Source organism: Brevibacillus sp. WF146, assembly GCF_001673705.2.
In the GTDB taxonomy this organism is placed as follows: domain Bacteria; phylum Bacillota; class Bacilli; order Brevibacillales; family Brevibacillaceae; genus Brevibacillus; species Brevibacillus thermoruber.
This window is the reverse complement of record NZ_CP109943.1, coordinates 4,210,182-4,228,787: the sequence shown is the minus strand read 5'-3', so window position 1 is coordinate 4,228,787 and position 18,606 is coordinate 4,210,182. Positions and strand designations below refer to the sequence as shown.

The following is an 18,606-nucleotide window of genomic DNA, read 5'->3' as shown; positions in this document are numbered from 1 at the left end:
GCGCACATGGACATGCTGCAAGTCAGGAAACTCAGCAAAATATACGGAGGCAAGGTCACGTATCGCGCGCTGACCGACATCGATTTTACCATTCGCAAGGGAGAGTTTGTCGGCATCATGGGGCCGTCCGGAAGCGGGAAAACGACGCTTCTGAACATGATCTCCACCATCGACAAGCCCACTTCCGGGGAGGTGCTTTTGAACGGCACCAATCCCCACCAGTTGAAGGGGAGCAGGCTGGCGCTGTTCCGCCGCCGGGAATTGGGCTTCGTCTTCCAGGATTTCAACCTGCTGGACACGCTGACCATCGGGGAAAACATCATCCTGCCCCTGACGCTGGACGGCGAAAACGTACGCGTCATGCAGGAGAAGCTTGAGACCGTGGCGGCCAAATTGGGCATCAGCGACATTCTGGACAAACGCACCTACGAGGTGTCGGGCGGCCAGCGGCAGCGGGCAGCCATCGCGCGGGCGATCATCCACTCGCCGTCGCTCCTTTTGGCGGACGAACCGACGGGCAACCTGGATTCGAAAGCCTCCCGCAGCGTGATGGAGACGCTGGAGGCGATCAACAAGAACGACGGCACGACGATGATGATGGTCACCCATGACCCGCTGGCGGCCAGCTACTGTCACCGCGTGATCTTCATCAAGGACGGCCAACTGCACAACGAGATGTACCGGGGAGAGAGCCGGCAGGCGTTCTTCCAGAAAATCATCGACGCCCTGTCGCTGTTGGGAGGGAACGCGCATGACCTTTCGACAATTCGCGTGTAACAACGTCTCCCGCAACAAGCGCACCTATGCCGCGTTTTTCCTGAGCAGCGTCTTTTCCGTGATGATTTTCTTCATCTATGCGATGTTTATCTTCCATCCGGAGATTGAGAACGGGGAGATTAACGCCAACGTGGCCAAGGGCATGATGGTGGCCGAGTACATCATCTACCTGTTTTCGTTCTTTTTTCTGTTTTACTGCGTCAGCGCCTTTTTGAAAAAGCGGGAGAAAGAGTTCGGCATCCTGTTCATGCACGGCATGACCCGCTGGCAGCGCAACGTGCTGATCTTTATGGAAAACCTCATCATCGGCTCGCTGGCGATCGTGTTCGGCATCGGCCTGGGGATGGTGCTGGGCAAGCTGTTCTTCCTGTTTGCCGGCTTTTTGCTGGATGTGGAGGCGCTGCCGTTTTACCTGCCGCTCAAGGCGATTGCCTTGACGGTGGTCGCGTTCCTCTTCCTGTTTGTCGCCATCTCCGTGTGTATCGTCCTGTTTTTGAAGCGGAGCAACCTGCTGGAACTCCTGCAGGGCAGCCAGCGGCCGAAGCGGGAGCCGACCGCGTCCGTCTTTCTCTCGCTGTTGGCGGCGGGACTGCTGGGGACGGCCTACGCTCTGGCGCTTTGGGCGGAAGGGACGTACGTCCCGGTGCTGCTGCTGCCGGTCAGCGCGCTGACGATTGCCGGAACCTACCTGCTGTTCACGCAGTTGAGCGTGTTCATCATCCGGCTGTTGAAGCGAAACCGCCGCGTATACTGGAAGCGCACCAACCTGGTGACGCTTTCCGACCTGGCGTACCGGATGAAGGACAATGCGCGGATGTTTTTCCTCGTCTGCATCGTTTCCACGGTGGCGTTCTGCGCGATCGGGACGCTGGCGGCCCTGGCCGGTTCGATTCAGGAAACGGTGGTCAAGACCAATCCGTTTGCGTTCGAATATCATTCGATGGCGGAAAACAAGCAGGAACAGCAGCATCTGGCCATGATTGAAACGGCGCTGAGAGAAGGCGGCTTTCCGTTTGAAAAGTACGCCCTGACGGTTCGCTACCTGCCCGTCCCGACCAGCGAGGACGAGCGGGACGCCTCGGTCGCCGTGGTGAAGCAGTCCGATTACAACCGCTTTGCCCGCGCGGCTGGCGCGGAGGAAGTGACGGTGGGAGATCGGGAAGCGGTCTACTTCCCGCGCTGGCCGGACGAGAAGCTGATCGAGAGCGGGACGCTGCAAATCGGGAACGTACGGCTGCAGCCCAAAGGGGTGGAGGGATTTCCCCTGCTCCCTTCGCTCACCGGCGGGCCGATCGCCGTCGTGCCGGATGAGCTGTATGATCGGGCAAAACCGGTGGCGGAGCAGCACAGCTATGGGTATGTCGTGGACAACTGGAAGGAGACGAAGGAGATTGGCGAAAAGCTGGAACAGGAACTGGGCGACGGACGTACCAGGTCGTATTCCCTTTCCGCCCGCGCTCCGCAGTACTACATCTTGAAACAGATGGCCAACACCGGCCTGTTCATCGGCCTCTTCGTCGGCGTCCTGTTCTTTGTCGCGGCGGCCAGCTTCCTGTACTTCCGCCTGTACACCGACCTGGAAAACGACAAGCGGCAGTACGGCGCCATCACCAAGATCGGGCTCTCCGAACAAGAGCTGTCCAAAATCGTCACGACGCAAATTGCCCTGCTGTTCTTCGCTCCCATCCTGGTGGCGATCGTCCACAGCGCCGTCGCGTTTGTGTCGCTGCAGAGCATGCTGAAGCTGATGCTCATCGCATCGGTCTTCAAACCGACGGTGATCGTGCTGGCAAGTTTTGTGCTGGTGCAATTCGTCTACTTCTGGATTATCCGCAACCGCTACCTGTTCCACTTGAAAAAAGCGGTGTTATAGAAAGCGGCCTGCGCAGATCCCGCGCGGCAGGAGGACCCTGCTGCCCGGGATCTTTGTCGTTGGAGGGAAGCCGGATGAATATGGCGAAACAGCATATGTTTTCAGAAAGTATATTGAAAATGCTGTGTAGAAGAAATTTTGAGAAAACTATTGCACTCAGGTGAGAATCGTATTATAGTATCTAAACATAGACGATATTCGTCGGAAAATTTATTTTTATTGCCGCAATAGGTAATGACTTACAGGAAATCTGGTCGAAAAAAGGTAGGGGAGTTATGGAAGAGAAATATCATCGCTCACTGTATTCCCAACTGGACGATTTGGATTACGCCATCGCCCGCGCGCTGCAGGACAATGCGCGGCTGCCGTTTACGCAGATCGCCAAGGAATTGGGCGTCACGGAAAAGACCGTGCGGATACGCGTCCAGCAGATGCAGGACGAGGGCGTGCTCAGCCTGGTAGGAATCGTCAACCCGGTCAAGGCCGGAATCACGGTGCAGTCGCTGATCCAGGTGGCCGTCGAGGCGGACAAGCTGGACGACGTGGTGGCGGAACTGCAGGACATCTACGAGGTCAGGCTGGTCGTGCTGACCACGGGCGATTACCAGTTGATGATCCAGGTGTTGAACCGCGATTACGAGGAATTGTCGCAATTTTTAATGAATAAGCTCAACAAAATCAAGGGCATCACCAAGGTCAACGTCATCAACGAACTGAAAGTGCTGAAATCGCGCTTTCGCTTTATCCGCTGAAGACAATCGTTCCTGGCAGCAGGAGCGGTTGCCATATACATTCAACAAAAAGGAAGGGGAGGACTTATGTTATCGAAAAAGATGGGCAAAACGCTGCTGGCAGCGGTCTTGGGAACAGCGCTGCTGGCCGCCGGTTGTGGAGGAGGTGGCGGCAGTCAGACGGGGACCGCTCCGTCCGCCAGCACAGGCAAAAAAGTGATCAACATCGGGTTGAAAGCCGATCCGCCGACGCTCGATCCGAGCACCTCCACCGCGCTGGTCGACCGCATGGTGTACGCCAGCATTTACGACAAGCTGTTTGACATCGATCCGAGCGGCAAGATCGTGCCGATGCTGGTCAGCTCGTACGAAGTGTCGCCGGACGGCAAAACCTACACGCTCAAGCTGAAAGAGGGCGTCAAGTTCCACGACGGCACCGACTTTGACGCGGAGGCGGTCAAGTTCAACTTCGAGCGCAACATGAACGGCGAAAAGTCCAGACGCAAAAGCGAGCTGAAAGTGGTGGACTCCGTCACGGCCGTTGACAAGCACACGGTCAAGATTCAACTGAAGGAGCCGTTCGCGCCGCTGCTCTCCATCCTGGCCGACCGCTCGGGGATGATGGTCTCGCCGGCGGCTGTCAAACAGTACGGGGACGACTTCCTCAACCATCCGGTCGGTACCGGGCCGTTCGTCTTCGTCGAGCACGTCAAAGGGGACCACGTGACGCTGAAGCGCAACGACAACTACTGGAACGGCAAGGTGAACGTGGATGAGGTCACCTACAAGGTGTTCACCAACGGCACGGCCAAGGTGCAGAACCTGCGCTCCGGCATGCTGGACATCATCGACGAGGTACCGGTGAAGGAGATTCCGGCGATCAAAGGAGATGCCAACCTGCAGTTGGTGGCCGAACCCAGCATGGGCTACATGGGCTTCTACCTGAACAACAGCAAGCCGCCGTTTGACAACAAGTACCTGCGCCAGGCCGTGGAGCGGGCCATCGACCGGGAAGCCGTGGTCAAGGTGCTGTTCAACGGCTACGCGCTGCCGGGCCGTTCGCCGTTTGCGCCGGGCAACCTGGCGTACAGCAGCGATCTGGACAAGCCGGTCAAGCCGAATCCGGATGAGATCAAGCAGCTTCTGGCCAAAGGCGGCAAGCCGAACGGATTCAGCTTCAAGCTGAACATCGCGACCTCGACGGAGAACGAACAGTTCGGCGCCGTGATCCAAAACATGCTGAAACCTTACAACATCAACGTGCAGTTGGAAAAGTTGGAATTCGGTCAATTGATCGAAAAAGGAGACAAAGGCGACTTCGAGGCGCTCAACCTGGGCTGGTCCGGACGCCAGGACCCCGACCAAAACTTCTATGATTTCGTCGTCACCGGCACCCCCAACAACGACGGCCGCATCAGCATTCCGAAGCTGGACGAGCTGGCCGCCAAGGCGCGCGTGGAGCTTGACGAAGCGAAGCGCAAGCAGATGTACGAGGAGGCGGTCAAGATCCTGCAGGAAGAAGCGGGCTACGTCTACGTCTACCACCAGTACAACCTGCTGGCGATGAGCAAGAAGATCAGCGGCTTTACCTACGTGCCGGACGGCCTGATCCGCACGGCGACGCTGGACAAGCAGTAACCGACACACCGTAGTACGGGGAGGAATTGTCATGATGTTTGTGGTGAGACGCCTGCTGCTGACAATCCCGATTCTCCTTCTGGTGTCGATCATGACGTTCTCCTTAATCCACTTGATCCCGGGCGATCCAGCCCGGGTCATTTTAGGACAAGAGGCGACACCGGAGGCGTATCAGGCGCTGCGGGCTGAATTGGGGCTGGACAAACCGATTGTGGTCCAGTACTTTTCCTGGCTGGGCAAAGTGCTCCAGGGAGATCTGGGCATGTCGATTACCGACCGCGTGCCGGTCTCCGAACTGATCATGCAGCGGCTGCCGGCCACCGTGGAGCTGACCATCGGCACGTTTCTCGTCGCGCTTCTCATCGCGTTTCCGGCCGGCATCCTGGCCGCTGTGCGGCGGGGAACGTGGATCGACTACACCAGCACGTTTGCCGCGTTGGGCGGCATGAGCATCCCCAGCTTCTGGCTGGCGATGATGCTGATCATTTACTTCGCCGTGGAAAATCAATGGCTGCCGTCTTCGGGCTACGTGCCGTTCAGCGAAAACCCGGCGCAGAACATCATGGCGATGATTCTGCCCTGTCTGGCCACCGGCCTGCGCGAATCGGCCGTCTTGATGCGGATGCTGCGCTCGTCCCTGTTGGAAGTGGTCAACATGGACTTTATCCGCACGGCCAAGGCCAAGGGGCTGAACGAGGTGCGCACCGTGCTCGGCCACGCGCTGCGCAACGCACTCATTCCCGTGGTCACCACCTCCGGTCTGATGATTGCCGGCCTGCTGGGCGGGCTGGTCATCACCGAATCGATTTTTTCCATTCCGGGATTCGGTCGGCTGATCGTGGAATCGGTGTTTAAGCGGGATTACGTCACGGTCCAGGGAGCCATCCTGGTGTCGGCCATTCTGGTCGTGGCGGTAAACCTGGTGGTGGACCTCCTGTACGCTGTCATCGATCCGCGCATCAAGGCGGGGAAAGGGGCGGAAGGATAATGAACGCGATGCGAAATTTTGTGCGCAACGGCCTGGGCGTTCTCGGCGGGTTGATCATCCTCTCGCTGATCGTCGTCGCCATCTTCGCGGAGCAGATCGCCCCCTACGATCCCAACGCGCAAAACTACGACAAGGTGCTGATGCCGCCCAGCGCGGAGCATCCGTTCGGTACGGACGATCTGGGACGGGACATCTTCTCCCGGGTCATCTACGGCTCCCGCATTTCGATTGAAGCGGCGGTCATCTCCGTCGGCATCGCCATGCTGATCGGCGTGCCCATCGGCCTTTTGTCCGGCTACTACCGCGGCTTCTGGGACGAGTGGATCGTCATGCGCACCGTGGACGCGATGCAGGCGTTTCCGTTTCTGATTCTGGCGCTCGCCATCTCCGCCGTGCTCGGCTCCGGCTTCGGCAACGCCATGCTGGCGATCGGGATCGGCTTTTCCCCCGCCTTTGTCCGCATTACGCGGGGACAGGTGCTGTCGCTTCGCAACATGGAGTACATCCAGGCGGCCCGAGCGGTGGGCGTCAAGGACAGCCGGATCATTTTCCGCCACATCCTGCCCAACGCGCTCAACCCGATCGTCATCCAGGCCACGCTGGCGATGGCGGCGGGGATTCTGGCGGAAGCCTCGCTCTCCTATCTGGGGCTGGGCGTACAGCCGCCGACGCCGTCCTGGGGCAGCATGCTGAATCAGGCCCAGACGCTGATGTCCGTCGCGCCGTACGCCACCTTTTACCCCGGCATGGCGATCTTCCTGGTCGTGCTCGGCTTCAACCTGCTGGGCGACGGTCTGCAGCAAATACTAGATCCGCGGGTGCGGAAATAAACTGGGGAGGAGAGCCTCATGACGACCATACTGGAAGTGGAACAACTGAGAACGCGGTTTCGCACGGAAAACGGCGTCGTCAACGTGGTCGACGGCGTCGACTTCTCCATCCGCGCCGGCGAGACGCTTGGCGTCGTAGGCGAATCCGGCTGCGGCAAAAGCGTCACCAGCCTCTCGATCATGCGCCTGCTGCCGCCCAACGGCAGGGCGGAGGGAACGATCCGGTTCAACGGCACCAACCTGCTGGAGCTGTCGGAAAAAGAGATGCAGGCGGTGCGCGGCAACGAAATCTCGATGATCTTTCAGGAGCCGATGACCTCGCTCAACCCGCTGCACACGGTGGGCAGGCAGATCGAAGAAGCGATCCTGCTGCACTGGAAAGTGAGCAAGGCGCAGGCCAAGGAACGGGCGATCGCGATGCTGAAAGCGGTGGGCATGCCGCGCGCGGAAGAGATCTACGGGGAGTACCCGCACCAGCTCTCCGGGGGGATGCGGCAGCGCGTGATGATCGCGATGGCGATGGCGTGCGACCCCAAGCTGATCATCGCCGACGAGCCGACGACGGCCCTGGACGTGACGATCCAGGCGCAGATTCTCGACCTGATGCGGGAACTGAAGGAGAAGACGGGCACATCGATCATGCTGATCACGCACGATCTGGGCGTCGTCGCCGAGATGTGCGACCGCGTCATCGTCATGTACGCCGGGCAGGTGGTGGAGGAGACCGACGTGGAGACGCTGTTTGAACAGCCGAAACACCCGTACACCATCGGCCTGATGAGATCGATTCCCGAGCTGGACGAGGAGCGGGAGTACCTGGACACCATCCCGGGCGCGGTGCCGCTGCCCAACCAGATGCCGAAGGGCTGCCGGTTTGCCCCGCGCTGCGCGCAGGCCATGCCGATCTGCCACGAACAGCCGCCCGAGCTCTTGCAGTTGGACGGCCACAAATGCCGCTGCTGGCTGTACACGGAAGGGAGGGATGAGGCATGAAGCCGCTGTTGGAAGTAAAAGGGCTGCAGAAGCACTTTCCGATCAAGTCCGGCTTTTTCAAGAAAACGACGGGATACGTGAAGGCCGTCGACGGCATTGACCTGCAGGTGTTTCCAGGAGAGACGCTGGGCATCGTGGGCGAGTCGGGGTGCGGCAAGTCGACCACCGGCCGGACCATTTTGCGGCTGCTGGAACCGACCGCAGGGGAGGTCTGGTTTGACGGCAAGGATCTCGCCAAGCTGTCCAAGGAAGAGATGCGGCGCATGCGCAAGGACCTGCAGATGGTCTTTCAGGACCCGTACGCCTCGCTCAATCCGCGCATGACGATCAAGCAAATCCTGATGGAGTCGCTGGAGGTGCACAACATCGGGACGCGGGAGGAACGGCTGAAAACCATCGAAGAGATCATCGAGATCGTCGGTCTTCGCAAGGAGCACCTGAACCGGCATCCGCACGATTTTTCCGGCGGCCAGCGGCAGCGCATCGGGATCGCCCGGGCGCTGGTGGTGAAGCCGAAGCTGATCATCGCGGACGAACCGGTGTCGGCGCTGGACGTCTCGATCCAGTCGCAGATTCTGAACCTGTTGAAAGATCTGAAAAAAGAGTTTAACCTGACCCTGATGTTTATCTCGCACGACTTGTCGGTCGTCAAACACCTGTGCGACCGGGTGGCCGTCATGTATCTGGGGCGGGTGGTGGAAATTGCCGACAAGCGGACGCTGTTCGACAATCCCAGCCATCCGTACACGCGGGCGCTGCTGTCCGCCGTTCCCGTGGCCAAACCGCGGCAGAAGCGGGAACGCATCCTGCTGACCGGCGACCTGCCCAGTCCGGCCAATCCGCCGAGCGGCTGCACGTTCCATCCGCGCTGCCCGCATGCGACCGACCTGTGCAAGACCAAAGCGCCGAGCCTGACCGATATCGGGGGAGGACAGTTCGTCTCCTGCCACCTGGTACATGCAGGCGAGCTGGCGACCTGACGGCGGGACGGAGGCATTCAGATGATCTACTGGCAGTTGTTTCTCGCGTTTTTTCGCATCGGCATTTTCGGCTACGGCGGCGGCCCGACGATGGTCCCCCTGTTTTACGCCGAGTGCGTGCAGAAGTACAAATGGGTAAGCGAAGAGGACTTTACCGACAACCTGGCGCTGGCCAACGCCCTGCCCGGCCCGATTGCCACCAAGCTGGCAGCGTTTATCGGGTACCGGGTCAAAGGCTGGAGCGGCGCGCTGGTGGCCAACTGCGCGGTGGTGCTGCCCATCGTGCTGGTCATGATCGCGCTGCTGCAGGTGATTTACCAGTGGAAGGACACGCCCGGCGTGTACGGGATGATTCAGGCGATCCAGCCGGTGATCGCCGTCATGACCGGCGTGCTGACCTGGGAGTTTTTGCAGAAGGGCTGGCAGGGAGCGGGGAACAAGAGCGGCGTCGCCCTCATGCTGGTCCTGTCGCTGGTGGCCCTGCTCTTCCTTGACCTGCACCCCGGCATTGTGGTGGGCATTGCCCTGGCCGGTTCGTTTGCCTATTCCACCTGGGTGCTGCGGAAGCGGAAAACGCCGGGCGGCAAGGAGGGAGCGGCATGATTTACCTGCAGTTGTTCTGGGCGTTTTTTATCTCCAACATTCTCGGCTACGGCGGCGGGCCGCCCAGCATCCCGCTGATCCAGAACGAGGTGGTCGACCACTATCACTGGATGACGATGAAAGAGTTCGGGGAGGTGCTGGCGGTCGCCAATGCCCTGCCCAGTCCGATCGCCACCAAGCTGGCGGGTTACGTCGGCTACCAGGTGGCCGGCGTGCCGGGGGCGACGGTCGCGCTCTTGGCGACGATCGCGCCGACGGCCATCGCCATGATCCTGCTGCTGAACTTCCTCAACGTGTTTCGCAACGCGCCGCAGGTGAAAGCGATGACGCAATCGGTCCGTCCGATTGTCACCGTGCTCTTGGGTACGATGACGTACGAGTTTTTCCTCGGAGCCGTGGAGGGCATCGGCTGGATGCAGACCGGCATCCTGGCCATCGCCTCCTTTCTCCTGCTGGAAAAGTGGAAGCTGAACCCTGCGCTTGTAATCGCCCTGTCCATGGGTTACGGGTTTTTCTTCATCGGCTAACGATTACAGTTGAATCGGAGGTATACGTATGACACACTTTGACGCAATGGAGTACCCGTACGCGTCCCGGCGTATGACGACGTATGCGAAAAACGGCATGGTGGCCACCTCTCAGCCGCTTGCGGCGCAGGCCGGATTGGACATCTTGAAAAAAGGAGGGAACGCCATTGACGCCGCGATCGCCACGGCCGCCTGCCTCACCGTGGTGGAACCGACGGGGAACGGCATCGGCAGCGACGCGTTTGCGCTGGTCTGGACCAACGGGGAACTGCACGGGCTGAACGCGAGCGGTCCCGCGCCGCAGGCCATTTCCATCGAAGCGGTGAAGGCGAGAGGGCACGAAACCATGCCCACCTACGGCTGGATTCCGGTTACGGTGCCGGGGGCGCCGGCGGCATGGGCGGAACTGTCCCGCCGTTTCGGCCGCCTGCCGCTCGCGGAAGTGCTGAAGCCGGCGATCGAGTACGCGGAAAACGGCTACCCGCTTTCCCCGACGCTGGCCCGCTACTGGGCGATCGCCTACAACAAGTTTTCCCAGGTGCTGAGCGGTGAGGAATTTGCCCCCTGGTTCTCCACCTTTGCTCCGGACGGTCGGCCGCCAAAAGCGGGCGAGATCTGGAAGTCGCCCGGCCATGCCGAGACGCTGCGGCAGATTGCCGAGACGGGAGCGGAAAGCTTCTATCGCGGCGAACTGGCGGAAAAAATCGACGCGTTTTCCCGGCAGTGCGGCGGTTTCCTGCGCAAAGAGGATTTGGCCGCCTACCGGCCGGAGTGGGTCAAGCCGATCAGCGTCAACTACCGCGGCTATGACGTCTGGGAAATTCCGCCCAACGGCCAGGGCCTGGTGGCGCTGATGGCCCTGAACATTTTGAAGGGTTTTGCGTTTGGGGAAAAAGAGACGGTTGACACGTACCACAAGCAGATCGAGGCGATGAAGCTGGCGTTTGCCGACGGGTTCCGCTACATCACGCAGCAGGACAAGATGAGCGTGACCGTCGAGGAGCTCCTGTCCGACAGGTACGCCGACGAGCGGCGCCGCCTGATCGGCGAGCGTGCGCTCACGCCGGAGCCGGGCGACCCGCGCTCCAGCGGGACGGTCTACCTGGCGACGGCCGACGGGGAAGGCAACATGGTCTCGTTCATCCAGAGCAACTACATGGGCTTCGGCTCGGGCATCGTCGTGCCGGGAACGGGCATCGCCCTGCAAAACCGGGGCCACAACTTCTCGCTCGACCCCGCCCACGACAACCGTCTGGAGCCGGGGAAAAAGACGTACCACACGATTATCCCGGGTTTTTTGACCAAGGACGGCAAGGCGGTCGGACCGTTCGGCGTGATGGGCGGCTTCATGCAGCCGCAGGGGCACGTGCAGGTGGTGATGAACACGATCGATTTTCACCTCAATCCGCAGGCCGCGCTGGACGCCCCGCGCTGGCAGTGGCTGGAAGGGAAAACGGTGGAGGTGGAGCGCCACTTCCCGGAACATATCGCCCTCGCCCTGGAACAAAAGGGGCACCAGATCAAGTGGGGATCGTTTTCGAGCAACTTCGGCCGCGGCCAGATCATCTGGCGGGACGAAAACGGCGTGCTGATCGGCGGCACCGACATGCGCACGGACGGCTGCGTGGCCGCGTGGTAAGCGTTTGAGGCAGGTGAGAATCGTCAGACAACGGAAGACGCACAAAATCGCGTGAGGCGATAACAGGAATGCCAAAAGAACTATACCGTTCTTTTGGCATTTTTGCTATATTTTTCTTGTTATTGGCAATGGTGAATGAGGCTGTCTGTCGGTACCGTCACAGAGAGCAATCGTTGAAGGGAGGCAGGCTGCAAACTCATGGAAAGGGGGCAGGGATCTTGAGTGTAGGTCTTTACATCGGACTGATCGTGTTCAACTCTTTTCTGACAATCTTGGTGCTGCCCGGATTTGTGCGAAATTGGAAACGGCTCAAGACCCATGTGATGAAAGGCCGAGCCATTGCCGCGGCATTCACCGTAATCTGGCTGTGGCTGTGCATTCTGTACCAGACCGCTGTCTACCTAAGGTAGTGGTGCAGTGGTGAACCAATCGCGCCCGTGCGCCATCACCGCCCAGACTCTTGCTTGTCATCTCCCGTACCAATTGAAGCTCTCCGGTTTTCTCCACCATCCCCCCGACCATTCGTTGAACCGCCGGGCTGTCCGCCCTTCCTGCAGCCGGACGCGAAAAACGTCCCTGGGTCTTTTCGACCAAAAATTTTTCAAACCTTGCAACCTTTTCCTGACAAATTCCGTCGATGATGGTGAAAACACCCACCCCAAATAATGGGAAGGAGGGCATGGATTGCTGTCCCCGTTCGTGACCGTTCCCGTTTTTCTCATCATGGCCGTGTCCGTCTACACCGACCTGCGCCGACGCATGATTTACGACTGGCTCACGCTGCCGGGGATCGCGTACTTCCTCATCTTTCATGCCATCGCCCACCCCGGTCAATGGGTGACGTATGCGCTGGGCGCGATCGTGTTGGGCGGGATCTCGCTTGGCATGGCTGTCGTCAGCAGCGGCCAACTGGGGGGAGGGGATATCAAGCTGTTTGCGCTTGTGGGCTCCGCCGTGGGGTGGCAGGCCGGGCTGCTGATCATGGCCCTTGCCTACATCATCGCGGGATTTGTCGCCATTCCCCTGTGGGCCATCGGAAAAAGATGGGCGGCAGTAGGAAAATGGAAAGAGGTTCCGCTGGCTCCGTTCATAGCGGGGGGGACGATTCTCTTATACATGACGGCAGCCGCTGTCTGATCCACCCCGGGGAGACGGCCGTGCTGCGGCAAATATTTTCCTTATTTTGTAACTTACAAATTACTTTCGAAATCTTTCGACATGTTTCGCGGCTGGCATGATGGAGCATCCAGGAACCCCATCCTGCGCTTTCCGACCCAGTCGTGAGCCGATCCGCATGGTCTGACAGCATCATGCCGTGTCTCGCGGCTGACACCATTTATCCAAGGAGAGGGAATCATCTGCATGCTGGAATCCAAACGACGTGCCATCATTTTTCTCACATTGTCCTTTTTGCTTGCGGCTCTGGCGGGCTTTCTGTTTCTGAAAAAAATCAAGGATTTGAACGCCGAACTGGGGGAAATGGTGGAGATTTACGTGGCGAACGCCGACATTCCGTCCCGCTCGCTGATTCAGCCGGATCAGTTGACGACGAGGCCCATCCCGAAGAAATACGCGGATCAATCCTACGTGACCGACAAACTGAGCCTGAAAAACCAGGTGACGGTCGTTCCCCTGTCCAAGGGCGACGTCATTACCAAAAACATCCTCAAGCCCGCCAACATCGTCCGGGACCAAAATCACCGCCTGATCACGGTGTATGCCGGGGGGAACATCATCTTCGACCAGGAACTGGAGGCGCTGGACCGCGTGGACGTCATCATCTCGCACGAGGTGAACGGTAAGCCGGTGACGGAAGTGTTCATGAAAGACGTGCCGGTGGCGATGGTGGCCAAATCGGAGGGCAAGTTTAAAGGCGTGGCGCTGGAACTGCCATTTGAGGACGTGCCCCGGTTCATCCATCAGCAGAACTACGCTGAGCTCATGCGGATCCTGAAGGCCAATGTCGGCAAAGGAGAAGCGGCCATTCCCGAGCCGTTTCAAGAAACGAAACCCGGCCAGCAGGAGACGCCTGGCAAAAGCCCTGCGCCCGGAACCAAACCGGCCGCAAGTCCGGCGGCAAAACCGGCGTCACAGGCGCCGCAGACACCTCCTGCGCCGCAGACATCCCCTGCGACGGCGCCAAACGCGGGACAGCCCGCGAAGCAGCAAGCAGGAACCAAAACCGGAGGGTAAGGCATGAAAACGGAACTCAACATTCTCGTCGTAGCCGATTACGATTCGGTGAAAGACCTGTTGCGGGAATGGCTCGCTCCCTACGAGCATGTGCAGTACACCACATCGATGGAAGTGAAGAAAGAGATTGACCGGATCGGACCCGATGTCGTCCTGCTCGTGCAGCCGGAAGACGGGGCGGGGGTGGAACTGGTTCAGTACATACAGGGCGAGCTGCCCGAGGGAATTGTCATTTTTCTCACGGAAGAGCAGGATTTCGTCCTGCTGCGGGATGTCGTCCGCGCCGGTGCGGTTGAATACATCGTGATGCCCGACGAACTGGCGCTGCTGACGGACCGTCTGGAGAAAATCTCCGAGCTGGCGCAGATGCAGCAGCGCAAAAAGGGAGCGGACGCGTCCGGCAAGGCGTTGGTCCGCGGCCGGGGAAAAGTGTATTCCTTTTACAGCGGAAAAGGGGGGAGCGGCCGCACGCAGCTTGCCACCGGCTTTGCGCAGGCGTTGAAACTGGAATCCACCGCCAGCGTCCTGCTGATCGACCTCAACCTGCAGTACGGCGGCGTGGAAACCTTTCTCTCGCTAGACAGCAATCGCACGCTGGCCGATCTGATGCCGGTCATGAACGAGATGAACGAGAACCACATTCGCAATGTGGCGCAGCGGGAGATCCATTCCAAGCTGGAAGTCCTGGTCAGTCCGCGTGATGCGGAGACAGCGGAGCACATCTCGGAGGAATTTGTCACCCGGTTAATCCGCGCCAGCCGCCGCAGCTACGATTTTGTCATTGTCGACCTGCCGTCGTACATGAACGAGCTGACCTACACGGCGCTGACGGAGTCGGACCTGATCTACTACGTGATGAATCTCGACACGCCTTCGGTTCAGATCTACCGGCTCGCGGAAGAATTGTTCAGACGGCTTCGGATCGATACCGCCGGCAGGCTGGAAGTCGTCGTCAACCAGGTGGGCAGGGACAACGAATTGGCCGTTTCCGACTTGAAGGGGTTGATCACCGCCCCGATCACCGCCGAAATCAGCAGGGATCACCAGGGCGTTCAGGCGGCCGTCAATCAGGGGAAGCCGCTGCAAAAAGAAGCGAACGAGAAAAAGCTGTCTCCTGCGGCGAAGGACATTCGCAAATGGGTGCTCAGGAAATTGTCGTAAGGGGGGAGTTCGATGGCATTATTCCGACGCAGGCATGAAAAGACTCCGCCTGGCGATGAGGCACCCCGGACCCTTGCATCTCCGCTTGCGGCTCCTTCCTACAATCCGTACCTGGACGAATTGGCGGAACATTACAAGGCCCGACTCTTGCGGGAGACCAACCTGGAACGGCTGACCAGCCTTTCGTCGACCGAGATGCGCCTGGCGATTGAGCGCCTGGTATCCCAATACATGTCGGAAGAAAAGGTCGTCATTCCGCGAAACGAAAAGGAACTGCTGCTCACCCGCCTGATCAACGAATCCGTCGGTCTGGGACCGCTGGAGCCGCTGCTAAACGACCCGGAGATCACGGAAATTTCGATAAACGGCCACAGTCAGGTGTACATCGAGCGGAACGGCCGCCTGGAACTGACCGATTTGAAGTTTCGCGACGAGGAGCATCTGCGCCACATCGTCGACCGGATCGTGGCGCCGCTCGGACGGCGGATCGACGAGAGCTCCCCGATGGTGGACGCCCGCCTGAAGGACGGCAGCCGCGTCAACGCGGTGATTCCTCCCATCAGCCTGAATGGCACGCTGGTCTCGATTCGGAAATTCCGCAAAGACCCCTACACCATGGATGACCTGATGCAGTTTGGCTCGTTCAACGAGGCGATGTCCCGCTTCCTGCAGGCGGTCGTCGAAGCGAAAATGAACGTGCTCATCTCCGGAGGCACCGGGAGCGGGAAGACGACGCTGCTCAATGCCGTAGCCTGCGCCATTCCCCCCTATGAGCGCGTCATCACGATCGAGGATTCGGCGGAACTGAGGCTGGCCCACCCCAACTGCGTCGGGCTGGAGGCCCGCCCGCCCAACATGGAGGGAAAAGGGGAGATCACCATTCGACAGCTCGTGAAAAACTCCCTGCGGATGAGGCCGGACCGGATCATCGTCGGGGAGGTGCGGGGCGCCGAAGCGTTTGACATGCTGCAGGCGATGAACACGGGGCACGAAGGATCGCTCACCACCGTTCACGCCAACTCGCCCCAGGATGCGTTCAACCGGCTGGAGGGCATGGTCGTGATGGCCGGCATGGATTTGCCGTCTTCCATCATTCGGGAGTACATCGTCAGCGCCCTCGACATCATCGTGCAGGTGACGCGTCTCTCCGACGGGACGCGCAAGATCGTCTCCATTTCGGAAGTGGTGACAACCGAAGAAAAACGCGTGGAAGTAAACGAAATCTTCCGCTTCCAGCGCACCGGCATCGGGAGCAGGGGGGAAGTGCTGGGGTACTTCGCCGCAACCGGCGTCGTGCCCCGTTCGCTGGAAAGACTCAGAACGTTTGGTATCGAGATTGACGAATCGCTGTTTGCGACAGGCGAGGTGAAACGACGTGAGCATCTCCATTCTGTTTAGTCTCTCCGTTCTGCTCGGGATATGGGGGCTCTATGAATACCTGGGATACCGGGCGAAAAAGACGGAATGGAAAAAACGAGCGGAAGAGTGGTACGATGTCAAATCCCAGCGCAAAAGTTTTCTCCTCGACTGGGGGGATCGCTTCGACCGTACCCCCCATGCCAGGCAGATACAAGGCAAGCTGATCAAAGCAAATATTTCCCTTGCCCCTTCCGAGTATTACGGCATTATGCTGGTTGGCGCGTTTGGGTTGGCCTTCTTTTTCAACAACGTCGTCGGGCTGACATTTCCCTACAATCTCATCGCCGGCTCCGCCGCCATGTACCTGCTGCAAAACCTGCTGTTTCTCGTGCGGCGAAACAAGTACCAGGAGCGCTTGAACGATCAACTGTCGGAGGTGTGCCGCCTGCTTGCCAACTCGCTGCGCGCAGGGCTTACGCTGACACAGGGAATTGAACTGGTGGCCAAGGAAATCCCGCAGCCAGCCGGGCAGGAGTTTACACGCATGGCGCGTGAAATGCGGTTGGGAGTCAGTTTTGACAGGGCGCTCGCCGATATGGAAAAGCGCATTCCGACCCGGGATTTTCGGATTTTTGCGGCCACGCTGTACATCCAGCGGCGCGCCGGAGGGAACCTCAGCGAAGTGTTGCAGGAGATGGCAGAAACGCTGGAGGATCGGCGGATCGTCAACCAGGAGATCAAGACGATGACCGCCGAACAGCGCTACGTCTCCATTCTGGTGCCGATCATGCCGATCGCCCTGGTGCTGATGATGAACACGATGAACAAGGGGTTTATCGATCCGCTGTTCTCCGGCTTCGGCCTGATCCTGCTGGGCGTGTTTATCCTGGGAACGATCCTGTCCTACGTGCTGGTCCGAAAAGTAACCAATATAAAGGTGTGAGACGATGGACGCGCTCATGGTCACCTGTCTGTTCCTGTGTTTGCTCTTTTTCGCCATTTTTTTGAAGGAAACCTACCGCTATTCCGTGGAGAAGGAAAAGCTGCTCACCCACATCCACGAAACCACGGGAAGACGGGGATACGAGATCCGCAAGCGGGAAACTTCTGCCGAGAAGTGGATGAAAAAACTGCTGCAGTACAGCGACGATTACGCGGCACTGGGGCAGAGGATCAACTTTTTCAGCGAGTCGCACGAGGTGGAGGAGTGGCTGCTGAAAGCGGGCCGCCCGTTGGACCTGAGCGTGGAACGCTTCCAGGGGACAAAAATCCTGCTCGCCCTGATTGGCGTCATCGCCGGTACCGTTTTCTTTGTCCTCGGCTTTCCGCTCGCTCCCTACGGACTGATCGTCTGGCCGATGGTCGGCTACTTTTTGCCGATCATCCTGCTGAAAAGAAAGGCGAGGGAGCGGCAGGAGCGGCTTCGCTACGATCTGCCCGAGTTTCTCGACACGGTCAGCGTGACGCTGCAGGCAGGCGTCAGCCTGGATCAATCGCTGCGCTCGGTTATTCAATTTTTTCCCGGACCGCTGCAGGAAGAGTTCTCCCGCTTCAATCAGGAGCTGGATCTGGGGGTGCCGCGGGAAAAAGCGTATGAACAGCTGCTGCGGCGCAATGACAACCCGGAGTTTCAAATGCTGATCAAAGCGCTGATACAGGGGATGCGTCTGGGCGTTCCGATCGCGGTCACGTTCAAAATCCAGTCCGAGAACATGCGGCGCATACGCAAGGAGCTGATCAAGGAGAAAGCGGCAAAAGCCTCGCCCAAAGTAACCCTGATCACCACGTTTGTCGTGGCGCCTACCGCGATCGCCCTGATCGGCGGATTAATGGTGTTAAACATCTTGGAGAACACTTCGATGTTTTCCGACATGTTGAGCAAATAAAGCATGGACTTTGGGGGAGGTGATACCTTCGTCAGAATGGTTGTTTGAAGGGTTGGGAAGTTTGGAAAAATGCAGGATCACAAACATTTTTATTCATGAAGGGAGACATGAAACATGATGACAAACACGATTCAAAAATGGTATGCCAAGATGCTGGTATCCTTGAACAATCAAAAAGGGGCCCAGGCAATTGAGTGGATAGCGCTGGCCGGGGTGATTCTGGCTGTGTTTGCTGCGGTTCAGGCGTATTTTAATGATGGTGAAAGAAACGTAGGGAATGCCATTTCCAATACGCTGTCCAAACTCATTGAAGGCATTGGTGGTGAATAACGGATTAGGCGTTTGAAGATGCAGGCGAGACATTCTTCATGCCTGCATCTTTATATACATAATGAGGCTTCGCTTATTGATTTTTGCTGAAAAAGGGA

Annotated in this window: 19 protein-coding genes; all 19 read left to right on the top strand. The window is 58.8% G+C overall.

The annotated features are described in order from the left end of the window. Positions 1 to 6: 6 nt before the first annotated feature. The 19 genes from A6764_RS20950 to A6764_RS20860 all read left to right on the top strand — a co-directional run bounded on the left by A6764_RS20950 (position 7) and on the right by A6764_RS20860 (position 18,508). A complete protein-coding gene (locus A6764_RS20950) occupies positions 7 to 777 on the top strand; it encodes an ABC transporter ATP-binding protein (protein ID WP_029100864.1) in 771 nt (256 codons plus the stop codon). Next, the gene (locus A6764_RS20945; protein ID WP_044897716.1) at positions 752 to 2,650 is read left to right on the top strand and encodes an ABC transporter permease; all 1,899 of its coding nucleotides are present in this window, start codon (positions 752 to 754) and stop codon (positions 2,648 to 2,650) included. The genes A6764_RS20950 and A6764_RS20945 overlap by 26 nt, the downstream gene beginning before the upstream one ends. A 275-nt stretch (positions 2,651 to 2,925) precedes the next feature. After that, positions 2,926 to 3,402 carry an Lrp/AsnC family transcriptional regulator gene (locus A6764_RS20940; protein ID WP_029100862.1) on the top strand — a complete coding sequence of 159 codons (477 nt, stop codon included), beginning with the start codon at positions 2,926 to 2,928 and terminating at the stop codon, positions 3,400 to 3,402. 66 nt (positions 3,403 to 3,468) lie between these two features. Further along, on the top strand, positions 3,469 to 5,019 hold the full coding sequence (locus tag A6764_RS20935) for an ABC transporter substrate-binding protein (RefSeq protein WP_044897715.1): 1,551 nt from the start codon (positions 3,469 to 3,471) through the stop codon (positions 5,017 to 5,019). Between the two features lie 31 nt (positions 5,020 to 5,050). Beyond that, positions 5,051 to 6,007, top strand: a complete 957-nt coding sequence (locus A6764_RS20930; protein WP_029100860.1) for an ABC transporter permease — start codon at positions 5,051 to 5,053, stop codon at positions 6,005 to 6,007. A gap of 8 nt (positions 6,008 to 6,015) precedes the next feature. Beyond that, positions 6,016 to 6,837 carry an ABC transporter permease gene (locus A6764_RS20925; protein ID WP_264622347.1) on the top strand — a complete coding sequence of 274 codons (822 nt, stop codon included), beginning with the start codon at positions 6,016 to 6,018 and terminating at the stop codon, positions 6,835 to 6,837. A gap of 18 nt (positions 6,838 to 6,855) precedes the next feature. Then, on the top strand, positions 6,856 to 7,830 hold the full coding sequence (locus tag A6764_RS20920) for an ABC transporter ATP-binding protein (RefSeq protein WP_065067653.1): 975 nt from the start codon (positions 6,856 to 6,858) through the stop codon (positions 7,828 to 7,830). Beyond that, complete coding sequence (locus A6764_RS20915; RefSeq protein WP_029100857.1) at positions 7,827 to 8,810, top strand: ABC transporter ATP-binding protein; 984 nt, start codon at positions 7,827 to 7,829, stop codon at positions 8,808 to 8,810. Before A6764_RS20920 ends, A6764_RS20915 begins: the two co-directional genes overlap by 4 nt. Positions 8,811 to 8,831: 21 nt before the next feature. Further along, positions 8,832 to 9,413, top strand: coding sequence for a chromate transporter (locus A6764_RS20910; protein WP_065067654.1), 582 nt, complete (start codon positions 8,832 to 8,834; stop codon positions 9,411 to 9,413). Further along, positions 9,410 to 9,940: a chromate transporter gene (locus A6764_RS20905; protein ID WP_029100855.1), complete on the top strand. Its 531-nt coding sequence runs from the start codon at positions 9,410 to 9,412 to the stop codon at positions 9,938 to 9,940. The genes A6764_RS20910 and A6764_RS20905 overlap by 4 nt, the downstream gene beginning before the upstream one ends. A gap of 28 nt (positions 9,941 to 9,968) precedes the next feature. After that, a complete protein-coding gene (locus tag A6764_RS20900) occupies positions 9,969 to 11,579 on the top strand; it encodes a gamma-glutamyltransferase family protein (RefSeq protein ID WP_035298848.1) in 1,611 nt (536 codons plus the stop codon). Positions 11,580 to 11,797: 218 nt separating this feature from the next. Further along, the gene (locus tag A6764_RS20895; RefSeq protein WP_035298850.1) at positions 11,798 to 11,989 is read left to right on the top strand and encodes a hypothetical protein; all 192 of its coding nucleotides are present in this window, start codon (positions 11,798 to 11,800) and stop codon (positions 11,987 to 11,989) included. 274 nt (positions 11,990 to 12,263) lie between these two features. Continuing rightward, complete coding sequence (locus A6764_RS20890) at positions 12,264 to 12,716, top strand: prepilin peptidase (RefSeq protein WP_029100852.1); 453 nt, start codon at positions 12,264 to 12,266, stop codon at positions 12,714 to 12,716. 225 nt (positions 12,717 to 12,941) lie between these two features. Beyond that, the gene (locus A6764_RS20885) at positions 12,942 to 13,772 is read left to right on the top strand and encodes a Flp pilus assembly protein CpaB (protein ID WP_029100851.1); all 831 of its coding nucleotides are present in this window, start codon (positions 12,942 to 12,944) and stop codon (positions 13,770 to 13,772) included. Positions 13,773 to 13,775: 3 nt separating this feature from the next. After that, entirely contained in the window at positions 13,776 to 14,933 is a 1,158-nt protein-coding gene (locus A6764_RS20880) for a CpaE/TadZ family protein (protein WP_035298853.1), read from the top strand. Positions 14,934 to 14,945: 12 nt separating this feature from the next. Continuing rightward, positions 14,946 to 16,331: a TadA family conjugal transfer-associated ATPase gene (locus tag A6764_RS20875; protein ID WP_029100849.1), complete on the top strand. Its 1,386-nt coding sequence runs from the start codon at positions 14,946 to 14,948 to the stop codon at positions 16,329 to 16,331. Beyond that, on the top strand, positions 16,309 to 17,235 hold the full coding sequence (locus A6764_RS20870) for a type II secretion system F family protein (RefSeq protein ID WP_065067657.1): 927 nt from the start codon (positions 16,309 to 16,311) through the stop codon (positions 17,233 to 17,235). The genes A6764_RS20875 and A6764_RS20870 overlap by 23 nt, the downstream gene beginning before the upstream one ends. Positions 17,236 to 17,239: 4 nt before the next feature. Further along, positions 17,240 to 18,178 (top strand): type II secretion system F family protein, encoded by a 939-nt coding sequence (locus tag A6764_RS20865; RefSeq protein WP_029100847.1) that lies wholly within the window; start codon positions 17,240 to 17,242, stop codon positions 18,176 to 18,178. Positions 18,179 to 18,292: 114 nt separating this feature from the next. Next, positions 18,293 to 18,508 (top strand): hypothetical protein, encoded by a 216-nt coding sequence (locus A6764_RS20860; protein ID WP_065067658.1) that lies wholly within the window; start codon positions 18,293 to 18,295, stop codon positions 18,506 to 18,508. Positions 18,509 to 18,606: the final 98 nt, after the last annotated feature.

What these genes read in the sequence shown, in the direction of transcription:
- A6764_RS20950 (WP_029100864.1), top strand. Translation starts at nt 7, where the DNA reads ATGGACATGCTGCAAGTCAGGAAACTCAGCAAAATATACGGAGGCAAG.
- A6764_RS20945 (WP_044897716.1), top strand. Translation starts at nt 752, where the DNA reads ATGACCTTTCGACAATTCGCGTGTAACAACGTCTCCCGCAACAAGCGC.
- A6764_RS20940 (WP_029100862.1), top strand. Translation starts at nt 2,926, where the DNA reads ATGGAAGAGAAATATCATCGCTCACTGTATTCCCAACTGGACGATTTG.
- A6764_RS20935 (WP_044897715.1), top strand. Translation starts at nt 3,469, where the DNA reads ATGTTATCGAAAAAGATGGGCAAAACGCTGCTGGCAGCGGTCTTGGGA.
- A6764_RS20930 (WP_029100860.1), top strand. Translation starts at nt 5,051, where the DNA reads ATGATGTTTGTGGTGAGACGCCTGCTGCTGACAATCCCGATTCTCCTT.
- A6764_RS20925 (WP_264622347.1), top strand. Translation starts at nt 6,016, where the DNA reads ATGCGAAATTTTGTGCGCAACGGCCTGGGCGTTCTCGGCGGGTTGATC.
- A6764_RS20920 (WP_065067653.1), top strand. Translation starts at nt 6,856, where the DNA reads ATGACGACCATACTGGAAGTGGAACAACTGAGAACGCGGTTTCGCACG.
- A6764_RS20915 (WP_029100857.1), top strand. Translation starts at nt 7,827, where the DNA reads ATGAAGCCGCTGTTGGAAGTAAAAGGGCTGCAGAAGCACTTTCCGATC.
- A6764_RS20910 (WP_065067654.1), top strand. Translation starts at nt 8,832, where the DNA reads ATGATCTACTGGCAGTTGTTTCTCGCGTTTTTTCGCATCGGCATTTTC.
- A6764_RS20905 (WP_029100855.1), top strand. Translation starts at nt 9,410, where the DNA reads ATGATTTACCTGCAGTTGTTCTGGGCGTTTTTTATCTCCAACATTCTC.
- A6764_RS20900 (WP_035298848.1), top strand. Translation starts at nt 9,969, where the DNA reads ATGACACACTTTGACGCAATGGAGTACCCGTACGCGTCCCGGCGTATG.
- A6764_RS20885 (WP_029100851.1), top strand. Translation starts at nt 12,942, where the DNA reads ATGCTGGAATCCAAACGACGTGCCATCATTTTTCTCACATTGTCCTTT.
- A6764_RS20880 (WP_035298853.1), top strand. Translation starts at nt 13,776, where the DNA reads ATGAAAACGGAACTCAACATTCTCGTCGTAGCCGATTACGATTCGGTG.
- A6764_RS20875 (WP_029100849.1), top strand. Translation starts at nt 14,946, where the DNA reads ATGGCATTATTCCGACGCAGGCATGAAAAGACTCCGCCTGGCGATGAG.
- A6764_RS20865 (WP_029100847.1), top strand. Translation starts at nt 17,240, where the DNA reads ATGGACGCGCTCATGGTCACCTGTCTGTTCCTGTGTTTGCTCTTTTTC.
- A6764_RS20860 (WP_065067658.1), top strand. Translation starts at nt 18,293, where the DNA reads ATGATGACAAACACGATTCAAAAATGGTATGCCAAGATGCTGGTATCC.